At 39.1% G+C, this 16,673-nt stretch carries 16 protein-coding genes; 15 read left to right on the top strand and 1 reads right to left on the bottom strand.

Translation table 11 applies throughout. The features are described from left to right. Window positions 1-365 precede the first annotated feature (365 nt). The 6 genes from dnaJ to BALCAV_RS03990 all read left to right on the top strand — a co-directional run bounded on the left by dnaJ (window position 366) and on the right by BALCAV_RS03990 (window position 6,650). On the top strand, window positions 366-1,484 hold the full coding sequence (dnaJ, locus tag BALCAV_RS04015) for a molecular chaperone DnaJ (protein WP_003323302.1): 1,119 nt from the start codon (window positions 366-368) through the stop codon (window positions 1,482-1,484). Between the two features lie 131 nt (window positions 1,485-1,615). After that, window positions 1,616-2,548, top strand: a complete 933-nt coding sequence (gene prmA / locus BALCAV_RS04010) for a 50S ribosomal protein L11 methyltransferase (RefSeq protein WP_003323303.1) — start codon at window positions 1,616-1,618, stop codon at window positions 2,546-2,548. A 23-nt stretch (window positions 2,549-2,571) separates the two neighbouring features. Continuing rightward, window positions 2,572-3,318 (top strand): 16S rRNA (uracil(1498)-N(3))-methyltransferase, encoded by a 747-nt coding sequence (locus tag BALCAV_RS04005; RefSeq protein ID WP_003323304.1) that lies wholly within the window; start codon window positions 2,572-2,574, stop codon window positions 3,316-3,318. 5 nt (window positions 3,319-3,323) lie between these two features. Beyond that, window positions 3,324-4,676 (top strand): tRNA (N(6)-L-threonylcarbamoyladenosine(37)-C(2))-methylthiotransferase MtaB, encoded by a 1,353-nt coding sequence (gene mtaB, locus BALCAV_RS04000; RefSeq protein ID WP_003323305.1) that lies wholly within the window; start codon window positions 3,324-3,326, stop codon window positions 4,674-4,676. Window positions 4,677-4,834: 158 nt separating this feature from the next. Then, entirely contained in the window at window positions 4,835-5,512 is a 678-nt protein-coding gene (gene deoC, locus BALCAV_RS03995) for a deoxyribose-phosphate aldolase (protein WP_040323549.1), read from the top strand. 163 nt (window positions 5,513-5,675) lie between these two features. Further along, window positions 5,676-6,650 (top strand): DMT family transporter, encoded by a 975-nt coding sequence (locus BALCAV_RS03990; RefSeq protein ID WP_003323307.1) that lies wholly within the window; start codon window positions 5,676-5,678, stop codon window positions 6,648-6,650. On the opposite strand, the gene BALCAV_RS03985 is transcribed toward BALCAV_RS03990, so the two are convergent. Then, window positions 6,643-7,584, bottom strand: coding sequence for a Na/Pi symporter (locus BALCAV_RS03985; RefSeq protein WP_003323308.1), 942 nt, complete (start codon window positions 7,582-7,584; stop codon window positions 6,643-6,645). The genes BALCAV_RS03990 and BALCAV_RS03985 overlap by 8 nt on opposite strands. 226 nt (window positions 7,585-7,810) lie before the next feature. Here BALCAV_RS03985 and rpsU point away from each other — a divergent pair, with 226 nt between their 5' ends. The 9 genes from rpsU to BALCAV_RS03940 all read left to right on the top strand — a co-directional run bounded on the left by rpsU (window position 7,811) and on the right by BALCAV_RS03940 (window position 16,672). Next, window positions 7,811-7,984 carry a 30S ribosomal protein S21 gene (gene rpsU, locus BALCAV_RS03980; RefSeq protein ID WP_003323311.1) on the top strand — a complete coding sequence of 58 codons (174 nt, stop codon included), beginning with the start codon at window positions 7,811-7,813 and terminating at the stop codon, window positions 7,982-7,984. Window positions 7,985-8,001: 17 nt separating this feature from the next. Continuing rightward, window positions 8,002-8,445 (top strand): GatB/YqeY domain-containing protein, encoded by a 444-nt coding sequence (locus BALCAV_RS03975; RefSeq protein ID WP_003323312.1) that lies wholly within the window; start codon window positions 8,002-8,004, stop codon window positions 8,443-8,445. A gap of 148 nt (window positions 8,446-8,593) precedes the next feature. Further along, window positions 8,594-9,934: an NfeD family protein gene (locus tag BALCAV_RS03970; protein WP_081939209.1), complete on the top strand. Its 1,341-nt coding sequence runs from the start codon at window positions 8,594-8,596 to the stop codon at window positions 9,932-9,934. 14 nt (window positions 9,935-9,948) lie between these two features. Then, on the top strand, window positions 9,949-10,953 hold the full coding sequence (gene floA, locus BALCAV_RS03965; RefSeq protein WP_003323314.1) for a flotillin-like protein FloA: 1,005 nt from the start codon (window positions 9,949-9,951) through the stop codon (window positions 10,951-10,953). Window positions 10,954-10,998: 45 nt separating this feature from the next. Next, complete coding sequence (locus BALCAV_RS03960) at window positions 10,999-11,622, top strand: hypothetical protein (protein WP_003323315.1); 624 nt, start codon at window positions 10,999-11,001, stop codon at window positions 11,620-11,622. A 247-nt stretch (window positions 11,623-11,869) separates the two neighbouring features. Continuing rightward, window positions 11,870-12,151: a sporulation protein YqfC gene (yqfC, locus tag BALCAV_RS03955; protein WP_003323316.1), complete on the top strand. Its 282-nt coding sequence runs from the start codon at window positions 11,870-11,872 to the stop codon at window positions 12,149-12,151. Window positions 12,152-12,177: 26 nt separating this feature from the next. Further along, the gene (gene yqfD / locus BALCAV_RS03950; protein ID WP_003323317.1) at window positions 12,178-13,365 is read left to right on the top strand and encodes a sporulation protein YqfD; all 1,188 of its coding nucleotides are present in this window, start codon (window positions 12,178-12,180) and stop codon (window positions 13,363-13,365) included. 5 nt (window positions 13,366-13,370) lie between these two features. After that, window positions 13,371-14,357, top strand: coding sequence for a PhoH family protein (locus BALCAV_RS03945; RefSeq protein WP_003323319.1), 987 nt, complete (start codon window positions 13,371-13,373; stop codon window positions 14,355-14,357). Window positions 14,358-14,479: 122 nt separating this feature from the next. Next, complete coding sequence (locus BALCAV_RS03940) at window positions 14,480-16,672, top strand: HD family phosphohydrolase (protein WP_003323320.1); 2,193 nt, start codon at window positions 14,480-14,482, stop codon at window positions 16,670-16,672. The last annotated feature ends 1 nt before the right edge of the window (window position 16,673 follow it).

The raw sequence follows: 16,673 nt of genomic DNA, 5'->3' as shown, positions 1-16,673 counted from the left end.
TATGAAAAAGTCAAAGTCAGATTTATGGCTTTGACTTTTTTCAAAGGAAACAATCTTGCTTAAAGCTTTGTCTAACCTTGAAAAATAGGAACAACTATCATTTTAAGGAATAGCTAAGATTGAGTGAATGAGTGTAATGAAGTGCGACCATAACAGACTTCTATTTTCTAAAAGGTATATAAAACATCCTAATTAGTGTAGGGATACGATTATCCCTCTTGCACACACTTTTGAGAAAATGGTAAGATGAACGTTATGGACTAATAGAGTTTTTTGATAATCACCGTAAATAAACGATTCATTTTGACTTGTTATTGAATACAAATAAAATGAATATCGATGAATAGATTCAGGGAGTGGATGGAATGAGTAAACGAGATTACTATGACGTCCTCGGTGTCGATAAAGGAGCTTCTGTTGATGAGATGAAAAAGGCGTATCGTAAATTGGCCCGCCAATATCATCCTGATGTCAATAAAGCTGCTGATGCAGAGACGAAATTTAAAGAAGTAAAAGAAGCCTATGATGTTTTAAGTGATCCGCAAAAGAAATCCCATTATGATCAATTTGGTCACACTGATCCAAACCAAGGTTTTGGAGGCGCAGGTGCTGGCGACTTTGGTGGTTTTGGTGATATTTTTGATATGTTCTTTGGTGGCGGCGGTGGTGGTAGAAGAAACCCTAATGCCCCACGTCAAGGTGCTGACCTTCAATATACGATGACTTTGGAATTTAAAGAGGCTGTCTTTGGGAAAGATACAGAAATTGAAATTCCGAGGGAGGAAGAATGTACAACTTGTGACGGTTCTGGTGCGAAACCAGGAACAAAACCGGAAACATGTTCGCATTGTTCGGGTACCGGTCAAATGAGTGTTGAGCAAAATACACCGTTTGGTCGTGTTGTTAACCGTCGCGTTTGTCATCATTGTGAGGGAACAGGCAAGCAAATCAAACATAAATGTTCCACTTGTGGCGGAAAAGGGAAAGTACGGAAACGCAAGAAAATTAGCGTAAAAGTTCCGGCTGGTATTGACCATGGGCAACAGTTACGTGTTTCCGGACAAGGTGAGCCAGGCACAAACGGAGGACCTCCAGGTGATTTATTCGTTGTCTTTAACGTAAAATCTCATGAATTTTTTGAACGTGAAGGGGACGACATTTATTGCGAGATGCCATTAACTTTTGCTCAAGTCGCTTTAGGTGATGAAATCGAAGTGCCAACGTTAAATGGGAAAGTAAAGTTAAAAATACCTGCAGGAACGCAAACGGGCACGAACTTTAGGCTTCGTGGAAAAGGGGTACCGAACGTACACGGCCGAGGTCAAGGTGACCAACATGTGAAAGTACGTGTCGTCGTTCCTAAAAACCTGTCTGAAAAAGAAAAGGATATCATTCGTGAATTTGCGACACTTTCTGGTGGCAAACCGGATGAACAAAATGATAGTTTCTTTGGAAAAGTGAGAAGAGCCTTTAAAGGGGAGTAATGAATGGATTGAAGGGCAGTGACAGTGACAAAGCTGCCAAAAGAAAGAGGCTTAGCTCACTTTGCTGTAGTAAAGAAGTACGGTTAGAAGATTTACCTATAAATTATATTTGGATGGAGTTGGAGATTTTTATGAAATGGACGGAATTTAGTATTCATACGACCCAGGACGCGGTAGAGCCTGTTTCAAATATTTTACATGAAGCAGGTGCAAGTGGTGTTGTCATTGAAGACCCAGCAGACCTTGTGAAAGATTGGGGTGTTCGTTTCGGTGAAATTTACCAACTCTCTCCAGATGATTACCCTGAAGATGGCGTCATCGTCAAAGCTTATTTTCCTGAGAATAGTTTTCTCGCCGAAACGATAGATGAAGTAAAACTTTCGATTAACGGATTATCGCAGTATAATATTGATCTCGGATTTAATAAAGTGAAGTTGACCGAAGTAAAGGAAGAGGAATGGGCAACCGCTTGGAAAAAGTACTATAAGCCAGTAAAAGTCTCTCAGCATGTAACGATTGTACCGACTTGGGAGGAGTACACTCCACACGAAGGCGAAATGATAATTGAGCTTGACCCAGGGATGGCTTTTGGAACAGGGACGCATCCAACAACGGTTTTATGTATTCAAGCATTAGAAAAGGTGTTAAAAGGCAATGAGAGCGTTATCGATGTCGGGACAGGTTCAGGTGTGTTAAGTATCGCTGCGGCAAAGCTTGGAGCGAGTCAAATTCTTAGTATGGATTTAGATGAGGTTGCCGTTCAAAGTGCCCAAGCGAACATTGAATTAAATCAGCTTTCAAATCAAATTGAAGTGAAACAAAATAATTTACTTGAGGGTGTTTCAGGGCCGTATGATGTTATAGTCGCCAATATTTTAGCTGAAATCATTGTTCGTTTTACTCAAGATGCGGCAGCGATTCTTAAACCGGGTGGTCGTTTTATTACATCAGGAATCATTAAACGTAAAAAACAAGAAGTGAAAGATGCTTTAGTAGAAGCAGGCTTTACGATTGAAGAAGTAGTGGAAATGGAAGATTGGGTCGCGATTATTGCAAGTATATAATTCAAAAAGTGAGGTAGTATCATTTGCAACGATATTTTGTTGAACAAATCAAACAGGAGCAGTTTTTAATAACGGGCGATGACGCGAAACATATATCCCGAGTGATGCGAATGGAAAGTGGAGATTCGATTATTTGTCTTTCTGAACGTGAAGGAGCTTATCTTTGCCAATTGCTAGAAGTAAGTAGTGATGAAGTGAGTGCTAAACCAATGGAAGCGATTGATTTAAAAACAGAGCTTCCTGTTCATGTGACGATTGCCCAAGGCTTACCAAAAGGGGACAAGCTTGATTATATTGTTCAAAAAGGGACAGAACTCGGAGCTTCTCGTTTTATTCCCATGCAAACTTCTAGAGCGATCGTAAAGTGGGATGAAAAAAAATCTCGTAAAAAGATTGAGCGACTTCAAAAGATTGCAAAAGAAGCGGCGGAACAGTCTTACCGAGCGAAAGTCCCAGTTGTTGAAAACTCAGTATCCTTTAAAGGGCTTATAGAACAAAGCAAACAATTTGATCAGATTTTAGTTGCTTATGAAGAAGTAGCGAAACAACATGAAACAAGCCAGCTAGCGAATGTGCTCCAAACGCTTGAAAACGAACATTCCATCTTAGTGGTGATTGGTCCTGAAGGGGGCTTATCTGAAGATGAAGTTTGTCAGCTTGAGCAAGTTGGAGCGAAAATATGTGGGTTAGGACCACGGATTTTAAGAACAGAAACAGCCTCTTTGTACGTATTGGCTGCTCTGTCCTATCAATTAGAGTTATTGAGGTGAAGAAGATGCCTTCAGTTGCATTTCAGACATTAGGATGTAAAGTAAACCATTATGAGACAGAAGCGATTTGGCAATTATTTAAAGCACGTGATTATGAAAAAGTCGACTTCGAAAAACATTCAGACGTTTATGTCATTAATACATGTACCGTGACAAATACGGGCGATAAAAAAAGCCGTCAAGTCATTCGTCGAGCGATTCGTAAAAACCCAGATGCGGTTATTTGTGTAACAGGGTGTTATGCTCAAACATCGCCTGCAGAAATTATGGCGATCCCTGGTGTCGACATTGTCGTTGGTACACAGGACCGAGTAAAGATGCTCGATTATATTGAGCAGTTTAAAAAAGAGCGTCAACCAATTAACGGTGTAGGTAACATTATGAAAAGCCGTGTGTATGAAGAATTAGATGTGCCATCATTTACGGATCGCACGCGTGCCTCATTAAAAATTCAAGAAGGTTGTAATAACTTTTGTACATTCTGTATTATCCCTTGGGCACGTGGGTTGATGCGTTCAAGGGATCCAAAAGAAGTCATTAGCCAGGCGAATCAACTTGTTGAAGCTGGCTATAAGGAAATTGTTTTAACGGGAATTCATACGGGTGGGTACGGAGAAGATTTAAAAGATTATAGTCTTGCCCGCTTGCTCGAAGATTTAGAACAAATTGAAGGGTTGAAACGTATTCGTATTTCTTCGATTGAAGCTAGTCAATTAACCGATGAAGTGATCGATGTCATTGATCGGTCTGAAAAAGTCGTTCGTCATTTGCATATTCCGATTCAATCGGGTTCGAATACAGTTTTAAAGAGAATGCGTCGTAAATATACGATGGAGTTTTTTGCGGAGCGAATTGAAAAATTAAAAGGAGTTCTTCCTGGTCTTGCGGTAACTTCGGATGTCATTGTCGGCTTTCCAGGGGAAACAGAAGAAGAATTTCAAGAGACCTATGATTTTATTGCTAAGCATAAATTTAGTGAACTTCATGTCTTCCCGTATTCAAAAAGGACGGGAACACCAGCAGCAAGAATGGATGACCAAGTTGATGAAGAAGTAAAAAATGAACGAGTGCACAAGCTTATTCAGCTTTCTGATCAACTAGCAAAAGAATATGCTTCTCATTTTGAAGGGGATGTTCTAGAGATGATTCCTGAAGAAGAGGATAAAGACAACCCAGACAGTGGTGTTCTTATTGGGTACACGGATAATTATTTAAAAGTAAAAGTAAATGTACCTGCTGAGATGATCGGAAAAATTATTAAAATTAAATTAACAAAAGCAGGTTATCCGTATAGTGAGGGAGAATTTGTTCGAGTTATGGATGAAGAAGCACCACTTAAACAAGTAGCAAATAGCTAAATAATTTAATGGAAAAAGACGAACCTGATGAAGTTCGTCTTTTTCGGTCTGTATGAACTACTTTGGGTTGGATGTCAACCGGAGCTAGAGTTCATATCAAGATTATGGTAATATAGTAGAGGTTCGTACAAGTTCAAGGGAAGAAAGGATACGATAAAATGACAATGAAGATGGCAAGATATATTGATCATACGGCTTTAAAAGCGGATACAACGAAAGAAGAAATTATTAAGTTATGTGAGGAAGCAAAAGAATATCGTTTTGCTTCTGTATGTGTGAATCCAACATGGGTAAAAGTTGCGGCCCAAAGCTTAGCTGAAGTAAAAGACGAAGTGAAAGTTTGTACAGTAATCGGTTTTCCATTGGGGGCATCTACTTCTGAAACGAAAGCATTTGAAACAGAGGATGCGATCCAAAAAGGAGCAACAGAGGTTGATATGGTCATCAATGTTGCGGCTTTAAAAGCGGGTGACCGTGATTATGTGGAACAAGATATTCGTGCTGTTGTTGAAGCGGCAAAAGGGAAAGCCTTAACAAAAGTGATTATTGAATCTTGTTTATTAACAGATGAGGAAAAAGTACTTGCTTGCCAATTAGCTGTAGCTGCAGGTGCCGATTTTGTTAAAACATCTACAGGCTTTTCAACAGGTGGTGCGACGGTAGAAGATATTTCACTAATGAGAAAAACAGTTGGACCAGACGTGGGTGTAAAGGCTTCAGGTGGAGTTAGAGATTTAGAAACAGCACAAGCGATGATTGAAGCAGGAGCAACAAGAATTGGAGCTAGTGCAGGAGTCTCGATTGTACAAGGACTAGAAGGTTCTTCTGATTATTAATAATGATGAGAGTGCATCGTAGCATGATTCCGATGCACTTTTTTCTATACATTTTGTTGTTGTTTTTTTGGATGTATATTAAGCTTAGTCCAAAGCAAATATTTAGATGAAGATAACCATGAACTAAGAGAGAAAAAACTGTGGATAGAAATGGGGAGAGTGGATGAAGGCGATTGTGATTGGCATCATTGCATCAATCTTTTTTTCTTCAACTTTTATTATTAATCGCTCGATTGATTTAGAAGGAGGCAGCTGGTATTATAGTGCTTCTTTACGCTTTTTATTTATGATTCCTTTTTTAGTGCTGATTGTTTCTTTGCGAGGTGGGTTAGGACCACTTTTCGCTGAATTGAAAAAAGCCCCTATTTATTGGCTCATTTGGAGCTTTGTCGGTTTTGTTTTATTTTATGCCCCAATTACTTATGCGGCTGCATACGGGCCAGGTTGGCTTATTGCAGGCACTTGGCAAATGACGATCGTTGCTGGATTGCTTTTATCACCTTTATTTTTTATGACGATTGAAAAAGGTGGAGAACAACTAAAAGTGAGGCAACGCATACCATTAAAAGCGCTTTGGCCCTCTTTAATTATTTTATTTGGAGTTTTAATGATTCAATTGCAACAAAGTGAGGCGATAACATTACAACTCTTTTTGTTAAGTGTGATCCCTGTAACGATTGCAGCATTCGCCTATCCTTTAGGTAATCGCAAAATGATGGAGAAATGCCAAGGGAGACTCGATAGTTTTCAAAGAGTGCTCGGTATGACGATAGCGAGTTTGCCTTGGTGGCTTTTGCTGTTTAGCTACGGTTTTGTGGTAGAAGGTCCACCACCGTCACATCAAGTGTTGCAAACTTTTTTAGTTGCTCTTTTCGCAGGAGTCATTGCCACGGTCTTATTCTTTTGGGCGACTGATTTAGTTCGCGGTGATGCTGAAAATTTAGCAGCAGTAGAAGCAACACAGTCTGGTGCCGTTTTATTTGCCTTAATTGGTGAAATCATTTTACTTTCAGGGAAGCTCCCATCTTTTGGAGCTTTGATTGGTCTAGGCTGTATTATGGCTGGGATGATCATCCATAGTTATGTGACAACCCGTAATAAAAAGCCGATACAAAAGTCATTGCCAAGAGCTAATTAGAAATCGTTTCTTTTTGGTGCATAAACGTAATAAACCGAGTGAATAACGGAACGAATGGCAGCATTAATAAAGAGCACACTAAATTGAAAATTAAACTGGAGTGTGCGAGTTGCATCATCGTATTGCTTGTTAGCATTTCGACAAATGAACTGAGCAGACCGATCATTGGAATAAATAAGAGAACTCCAAATACATTGAGCCAAATATTGGCGTAGGCTACTAATTTGGCACTTTGTCCAGCCCCAATACTTGCGATGTAGGCGGTCATACAAGTTCCAATATTCGCTCCTAACATAATGGCAATCGCTGCTGGTAATGACAAAATGTGATCGCCAATAAACCCCATGGCAATAGCGACTGTTGCGGTACTAGAATGGATAATCGCTGTTAAAACGCCACCGATCGCAATACCGAGTAGATGATGCTCATTTGTTACATTAAAAAAATTATGGACCCATGGAATTGATGCTAACGGATGGGCTAAATCTTGGAGCCCATTCATCGCAATAAAGATGCAAGCAAGTCCAAAAGTGAGGCAACCAAGGGCGTAGGCTAATTTGCCTGGGAACAAAAGAAAAATAAAGCCAAAAAATAAAAACGGCACAATAAAAGCCGAAAATTCATAGGCGATCAACTCAGTGGTGACCGTCGTCCCGATGTTGGCTCCTAATATAATTCCAATTGAGTGTTGAAATGTTAAAAGTTTAGCGGCTACTAAGGCGATCACGATCACCATGATCGCTGAACTGCTCTGAATAATCGCGGTGATGACCGTTCCGACGAGAAGTCCTTTCCAAGTGGAATCGGTTAATTTTAATATTAAATTTCGTAAACGTTCCTCACCGATTTGCGCAAACCCATTTCTTAACACGATCATTCCGAATAAAAAGAGACCGATAAACACGGCTAGTAAGGAAAACACTTCTTTAAACATAGGGTCACCTCCTTTTCTACTCTATGGTCAAAGCTGTCCAAGCATGTCTATTTTTTTTGAGAGAGGAAAATAGGCGTAAAAAAAGGAAAATACATATGGAATTGTGTTTAAATGTGGCAATTTTAAGTTGACTGATAACAATTGATATATTATAATTTATTGAGACGTGCATTTATTTTATTATTTTGTACGTATGAGTTGGTTGTTTCGGAGGGAGGGATATATTATGGCAGAAACTCGTGTTCGCAAAAACGAATCGATTGATGCTGCACTTCGTCGCTTCAAGAGATCACTCTCTAAAGAAGGTACGTTGGCTGAGGTTAAAAAGCGTAAGCACTATGAAAAGCCAAGTGTGAAACGTAAAAAGAAATCTGAAGCAGCAAGAAAACGTAAGTTCTAATTGAGAGGGTGGATTCATTGAGTCTTCTTGAACGCTTGAACACAGATATGAAGAATGCGATGAAAAATAAAGATAAGTTAAAGCTCTCTGTAATCCGGATGGTGAAGGCTTCGTTGCAAAATGAGCAAATTAAAGTTGGTCATGAGTTAACGGATGACGATAGCCTAACGGTTTTAAATCGCGAACTAAAGCAACGCAGGGATTCCCTCCATGAGTTTGAACAAGCAGACCGTGAAGACTTAGCTTCTAAGATCCGCGATGAGATTGCGGTTTTAGAGATTTATATGCCAGAACAGCTTTCCGAAGAAGACCTCAATCAAATTGTAGTTGATACAATTGCTGAAGTGGGTGCTTCATCAAAAGCAGACATGGGTAAGGTCATGGGTGCATTAATGCCTAAGGTTAAAGGAAAAGCTGATGGTGGATTAGTGAATCGTCTCGTGCAACAACACTTATCATAATGAATGAAAATAAAACGCTCTGTTTCTAATTTTGTTAGAAGCAGAGCGTTTTCTAGGTTTTGCTCTCTTTTTATGATAAAATTTAATAGAAATGAAACCTTTTTATTCTTCAATCGTATAAAAAGTAAGACTACATAGAAAGGAGGAAATGTATGTGCGGTATGTTAGGATGACAGGCTCGCTGCTTTGTATCCTATTTGCCTTTGTTCTCCTCCCACTCACATCTAGTGGAGAAACCCGTTCTCCAAATGACCCAGTTGTTTATTATATACCTGTGGAACAAACGGTAGAGCGAGGATTACTTGCTTTTTTAGAGCGAGGTTTTAGTGAGGCAATTGAAGAAGGGGCAGACCATATTATTCTCGATATTCATACACCAGGTGGTGCGGTGGATGCAGCTAACGACATCGCGAAGTTAATGGGTAATACAGACATCCCAATTACGGCTTATGTAAATACAGATGCGATTTCAGCTGGGGCTTATATCGCTTTAAATGCGGATAACATTGTGATGGCACCAACGGGAAGTATGGGTTCGGCAGGTGTCATTGATGGGGCTGGGAACGCGGCAGAAGAGAAAACGCAATCCTATTGGTTAAGCCGAATGCAGGCGGCAGCGGAATTAAATGACCGTGACCCATTATATGCACTCGCGATGGCTGATAACCGATATGATTTGCCTGAATTAGGCTCGGGTCCGGGCGAGTTCTTAACTTTAAACGCTCAGGAGGCAATGGATGTACGTTATGCAGAAGCGATTGTTAATGATCGCAGCGAAATTCTTGAGTTCTTAGGGTTAGAAGGGGCTCATGAAATTCAGATGGAAGTAACTGTAGCTGAACAAATTGCCCGAATCGTTACTCATCCAGTTGTGATTCCGATTTTACTGTCTATCGGTAGTTTAGGACTTGTTTTAGAGCTTTATTCACCTGGGTTTGGAATTCCAGGAATTATGGGTATTTCAGCATTATTATTATTTTTCTTTGGTCATATGATTGCAGGCTTTGCAGGAATGGAATCCATGCTTTTATTTATTGTCGGAGTCATTCTCATATTAATAGAAATCTTCCTCGTTGGTTTTGGCCTTTTTGGAATCCTAGGAATCATTGCGATTTTAGCTGGGATGCTATTAGGTTCTTATTCAACTGCTTGGATGCTCATTTCTATTGTGATAGCCATTATTGTAACAGGTGTTGCATCGGTTATTTTATTCCGTTATTTTGGTGATAAAGGACCATGGAAAAAAATTGTGCTCAATGCAGCGACAACATCAGAGGCAGGCTATATTACAAACGAAACTAGGAATGATTTAATTGGAGAAAAAGGTGAAGCGATTACACCACTTCGTCCGTCTGGAACGGCTGTGATCGGAAATGAATACCTTGACGTTGTTACCGAAGGAAGATATATTGGACAGGGTAGCAATGTTATAGTTGTGAAGACTGCTGGCTCACGTATTGTCGTACGCGAGCAAAAAGAAGATAATTAAAGGGAGGAATTTACATGGTTTTTGAACCAGCGACAATTACTTTATTAATTACACTTGCAATTATTATCGTACTATTGTCAGTATTATTTACGTTTGTTCCAGTAATGCTATGGATTTCAGCATTAGCGGCTGGAGTGAAAATTGGAATTTTTGAACTAGTTGGGATGAGGTTACGTCGAGTTATTCCAGCACGAGTTGTAAATCCATTAATTAAAGCAGTTAAAGCAGGGCTAGATTTAAGCTCGTCAAAATTAGAGGGACATTACTTAGCAGGTGGTAATGTTGACCGTGTTGTTAATGCGTTAATTGCGGCTCAACGTGCCAACATTGAACTTTCATTCGAACGTGCGGCTGCAATTGATTTAGCTGGTCGTGACGTATTAGAAGCGGTTCAAATGAGTGTTAACCCTAAAGTCATTGAAACACCATTTATTGCCGGTGTGGCAATGGACGGGATTGAAGTGAAAGCAAAAGCAAGAATTACTGTACGTGCTAACATCGACCGTTTAGTCGGGGGTGCTGGTGAAGAAACAATTATTGCTCGTGTTGGTGAAGGGATTGTCTCGACAATCGGTTCTCAGCATGACCACAAAAAAGTTCTTGAAAATCCAGATATGATTTCTCAAACCGTTTTATCAAAAGGGTTAGATTCTGGTACGGCTTTTGAAATTCTCTCCATTGATATTGCTGACATTGATATCGGTAAAAACATCGGTGCTGAATTACAAACAGACCAAGCGGAAGCAGATAAGAAAATTGCTCAAGCGAAAGCGGAAGAGCGTCGTGCAATGGCCGTAGCTCAAGAGCAAGAGATGAAAGCAAGAGTTGAGGAAATGCGTGCGAAGGTTGTCGAAGCTGAAGCAGAAGTTCCAATGGCTCTTTCTGAAGCGTTACGTAAAGGTCATATGGGTGTAATGGATTACATGAATTATCAAAATGTAATGGCTGACACAGATATGAGAGATTCAATCAGTAAAGCAACTGATGATGATTCAGACGATTATAAAAGTCAAAAGTAAAGAATAGAAACAATAGCTGATCTCTCTTGAAGGGAGGAAAAGTGCTTGTCCATTTTTGAATTTTTATTAGCAAATCCATTTTTGTTAATTATTATTATGGGGATTCTTTTTAGCTTCTTTAAGCGTCAGAATCCACCAAATGAAGAGCAACAAGGGCAGGGGCAAAGGCAACAACGGCCAGCAGGACAGCAAAGAGCTCCGCAAAGACAAGCGGGCAGACAACAAAGTCAAACGGCTGGAACCGAGCAGACCCAAAGAGCGGAGCAACGTGAAATTAAGGATTGGCGTGATCTTTTCTTTGAACCAGAACCGGTAGAAGAGCAAAGGCAAGAACCAAGAACACCGACCAAAATTGAACGTTATCCAACGCTTGATGGGAATGAACAAAACCCAAATGTTGCTGAAACAGAAATTAATACCCGCTCAAATGCAAGAGAAAGACTAGAAGAAACCTACGATCAATTAAGTAGAGCTCAAGAAGAGGCTGCGAGAAAATTTGAACATCAAACTCAACAAAAGAAGAGGAATAATAAATCTTCTGAGAGTTTAAACTTAAACTTCGATAATCTTTCAGGCAAAGAGGCGATGAGAGCTGTCGTGATGGCAGAAGTGATCGGACCTCCACGTGGCCGCAACTCAAGAGGTGCGTATCCACGTGCAAGAAGATAGTTTATTGTTCGATGAATTGAATGGAATTCAACTAGCAAAAGAAATAGTATGTCAAAAACAGTCAATGAGAAGTGTAAAAGCTTCTTGTTGGCTTTTTTTTGTTCTGAAAGTTTACGTATAGTAAACAACAAATAATTATAATTCGTTTTCTCATTCACCTTTAAAAACGAACTTTCCTTAATTTCCGTTGAATAAGAGTGATAACCGACTCCTTACGTACATAAAAATGAAAAGAAGGAGGGGGAGTATGAAGAAATTTAAAAATAAAATGAGAACATGGGTCACAAATAAGTGGCAGCTGCCTCCAGATATATTAATGGATTTACCGAGGATTACGATGGTAGGTCAACTTCATATTTATATAGAGAACCATAGAGGTGTCCTTCGTTTTTCGAATCAAGAATTACGCTTGAGGTTAAAGCAAGGACAACTATTAATCAAAGGGGATGCATTTGTGATAAAGACGATACTGCCTGAAGAGCTTTTATTAGAAGGACGGATTGACCAAGTCACTTATATTAATGAATAAAAGCATGGCAAGAAGGAGGTGCACTAGTGAAAAATTTCTTTTTGAAACGAATTCAAGGTTATGTCCGCGTTTATATTGATGCCCCGTTTCCTGAACATTTTTTAAATCGATGTTTGGAAGAAGGGATCGATGTTTGGAAGATTAAAAAAGTTGGGGATGAACGATTATCTTTTTTTATGGATTTAGAAGACGTGCATCGGATTAGACCGCTTATCAAAAAAACGGAAGCGAAAGTCCACTTTTCCACTAGGTATGGATTCCCTTTTTTCTATAAAAAAATGCTCAAACGGAGTGGGTTTGTACTCGGGATTTTTTTATGTTTGATTATGCTGTTTACCGGTTCAAATATGGTTTGGGGTATTGAGATAAAAGGAGCTTCTCCTCAAGTAGAAACACAGCTCGTGAAGTTAGTGAATGACATTGGTATAAAAAGAGGAAAGTTCCAGTTCCATTTACCAAGTGAGGAAGACATTCAAACTTATGTAACCGAACAATTAGATGGGGCGACATGGGTTGGTGTGAAGAAAAAAGGGACGACCTATCAATTTGAAGTTGTTGAACAAACTTTGCCAGAGCGGGCTGAGCTATTGGATCCGAGGCATCTTGTTTCCAAAAAGAAAGCGATCATTCATGATATTTTTGTTGAGCATGGCCAAGCGTTAGTGAAACCAAATGATTTTGTGCAAAAAGGGGATATTCTCATTTCTGGTTATATTGGAAAAGAAGGGAAGCAAGAGTTAGTTCCGGCTGTCGGAGTCGTTCGAGGGGAAGTTTGGTATAGAGCTGAAGTGGAGAAGTCAATTGAAAGTCTATTTACAACATTAACAGGCGAACAAAAGGACAAACACTATTTACAACTATTTGATTGGGAGATTCCAATCTGGGGATTTGGTCAGCCTGAGTTTTCTGATTTTGAAACGTTTGAAGATGTTACGCCTTTTCGTTTTTTGAAGTGGGAATTGCCGGTTTCATATAAAAAACAGAAACTTTATGAAACCTCTCCTTTTGAAAGGACGTATACAGATGAGGAAGCGATTGAAAAAGCGATTCAGTTTGCTTCTGATGAAATGAATAAGCAGTTCTCTGATGATACAGAAATTATAGAAGAAAAAGTTTTGCACGAAACGATTGAGAATGGTAAAGTTATACTAAAGATTCATTATAAAGTAGTTGAAGATATCATGAAAGAACAAGCGATTATTCAAGGAGACTGAGGCTATTGTCAGATGTGAAAGTGCTTAAGTTAGATGTGAAAAATACGAATGAAACACAAGCTTTGTTTGGACCGAATGATCGATTTTTGAAGCAGATTGAAATGCTGTTACAGGTGTCGATTGTTACTCGTGGTGAGGAAGTGACTGTAACGGGTGAGGACACGACAATTGAAACGGTTGAAAAAACTTTAACAGCTTTAATTCAATTAATTCGAAAAGGGGTTGCGATATCGGAGCGCGATGTCGTTTATACTGTTCAACTAGCGAAAAGTAATCAATTAGAGGAATTACATGATTTATACGAAGAGAAAATTGCGACTAATATTAAGGGGAAGTCGATTATCGCCAAAACATTAGGCCAACGCCATTATGTATCGGCGATTAACCAGAAGGATATGGTTTTTGGAATTGGTCCAGCTGGAACAGGAAAAACCTATTTAGCTGTTGTTATGGCTGTAACGGCTTTAAAAGACGGCCATGTTAAACGAATTGTTTTAACCCGACCAGCTGTTGAAGCAGGTGAAAGTTTAGGATTTTTACCAGGTGATTTAAAAGAGAAAGTCGATCCTTATTTACGACCGATTTATGATGCCCTTCATGATGTATTGGGGGTTGAGCATACAACAAGGTTAATGGAGCGAGGGACGATTGAAGTGGCACCGCTTGCTTATATGCGTGGGCGGACGTTAGAGGATGCTTTTGTGATTTTGGATGAAGCCCAGAATACAACGAGTGAACAAATTAAAATGTTCATTACAAGGTTAGGCTTCGGTTCAAAAATGGTGATCAATGGTGATTTAACTCAAATTGATTTACCGAGAGGGAAAAAGTCTGGTTTAAAGACCGCTTTAGAGACGTTAGCTGGTATTCAAGCGATTGGATTTATTTATTTACAACAAGTTGATGTGGTTAGACACTCACTCGTACAAAGAATTATTCAAGCTTATGAATCGACGGATAAAAAGGATGATGAGAGACCCCTTTTAACATAAGTTTGGTGGTTTTTATAAAAGAATTATTAGGAGTAGTCATGGGTTATATGCCCATGATTTTTACTCCTTAATGGCAAGCGAAACGCTGTGTTGAGCTGGATATGAAAAGAGGTGAGAATGCCTTGAGGAAAAGTAAAACGATTGATCAATATAATTGGTGGAAGCGTCTTCGGGATAGTCGTTATATTAGGATATCTCTTCTTGTTGCTATGGGTGTTTTACTTTACATATTAATGCTAGGAAATATAATACCAGACAAAATTGAGATTCGATTGTCTCAAGCCGTTGATCAAGATATTCGGTCCCCTATTTCTGTAGAAAATAAAACGGCTACAGAAGAGCGGCGTAAAGAAGCCGTTACAGCGATTGGACCTGTTTATGATTTAAAACAAGAATATGCCCAAAATCAAGTTGGAAAAGTGACGGATATTTTTGAACTTGTAAGGCAAGTAGCGGCGGATTATGAAGCGGAACAAGAAGCCCTGAAAGAACAATTAGAAGAGGGCGAAGAAGTTGAAATTGAAACACGCACAGATGAAGAAATTCGAGAAGAACAATTAGCTTATATTCATGAGGCATTGGCGATCGGGACAAGCAATGAACTTTCTGATGAAACGATCATTACACTATTAGAATCGTCGGACTCTCAATTACAAATTGCCCAAGAAGCAACGGCTAATGCTGTTTTTGATATTATGAACGAGCAAATTTCGATCCGAGATTTAACGGAGAAAAAAGAAGAGGTCGAAAACTCGATTGAAATGCCGACATTAAGTAATCGGTTAGTGAACGCGATGCAGGAAATTGCTTCATTTGCTATCATTCCAAATTATATTTATGATGCCCAAGAGACCGAGCGTTTACGTCAAGCTACGGCAGATAGTGTTGAGCCTGTCATGATTCGTGAAGGTCAGTTAATTGTAAAAGAAGGCGAAATTGTTAATCATGAGATCTATGAACAACTTAGGTTAGTAGGTTTGCTTGATGATGATTTAAATGTTTATCCCTATATAGGGTTGGCGATTCTCGTCATACTAATTATGTCAGTCATTGGATATCATATTAATGAGGCTAATACAAGTCTTCGTCATAATAACAGTCACCTTGTGATGTTTACTCTTATCTTTGTGCTTACAGTCGTCTTAATTAAGGTTTTTAGCTTACTAGAAGGTTTAGGGATTACAGGGTTAGGGTACGCTGTGCCAGTATCTGTTGGGGCGATGTTACTCACTCTCCTTTTAAGTAAACGAGTCGCTGTATTTATGAGCTTTATCTTTGCAGTGATTGGTAGTATTTTCTTTAACTATGATGCAGCTGGTGCTTTTAATTTTACGTATGGAATTTATTTATTTTTTAGTTCCATCTCTGCCGCATTCTTTTTAGGAGAATCGAATCGAGTATCCCGTATTTTAAGAGCTGGTTTATATGTTTCAGCTGCAAATATTTTAACCGTTCTTTCACTATTATTTATGAAGGTTGTTCCTAGCAGTTGGGTTGAAATTGGTCTACATGTTGGTTTTGTTTGGTTTTCAGGTTTTGTGGCCGCTGTTTTAACATTAGGTCTGCTTCCATTTTTTGAAGCTGGATTTGGAATTTTATCAACAACAAGATTAATTGAGTTATCAAACCCTAATCATCCATTATTAAGAAAGATATTAACGGAGGCACCGGGTACTTATCATCATAGTGTTGTGGTTGGAAACTTAGCAGAATCGGCCAGTGAGTCAATTGGTGAAAACGGGCTGCTTGCTCGTGTAGCATCTTATTATCATGATTTAGGGAAAACAAAAAGGCCTCATTTTTTTATTGAAAATCAAATGAGGATGGAGAATCCACATGATAAAATATCACCACAACTGAGCACGACCATTATAACGGCTCATCCTTATGATGGTGCTGATCTTCTTAGAAAACATAAGATGCCAAAAGAGATCATAGATATAGCAGAACAACATCATGGAACGACCCTTTTGAAATTCTTTTATCATAAGGCAAACCAAGATAGTGAGACTTCATTACCTGAATCACAATTTCGTTATCCAGGACCAAAATCACAAACAAAGGTTGGAGCCATTGTCCAAATTGCTGATAGTGTAGAAGCCGCTGTGCGTTCCATGCAAAAACCAACACCAGATAAAATTGAAAATCTCGTGCGAAAAATTATTAAAGATAAGCTAGAAGATGGTCAGTTTGATGAATCAGATTTAACATTACGTGAGCTTGATCAAGTGGCGATTTCGATTTGTGAGACACTCAAAGGTACATTCCATCAAAGAATTGAGTACCCAGAGGATGAGAAGAAAAAAGGAGACTAAA

The organism is Alkalihalobacillus alcalophilus ATCC 27647 = CGMCC 1.3604, assembly GCF_000292245.2.
GTDB lineage: Bacteria > Bacillota > Bacilli > Bacillales > Bacillaceae_D > Alkalihalobacillus > Alkalihalobacillus alcalophilus.
Note: the sequence above shows the minus strand (reverse complement) of the source record. Positions and strands in the feature narration are given on the sequence as shown.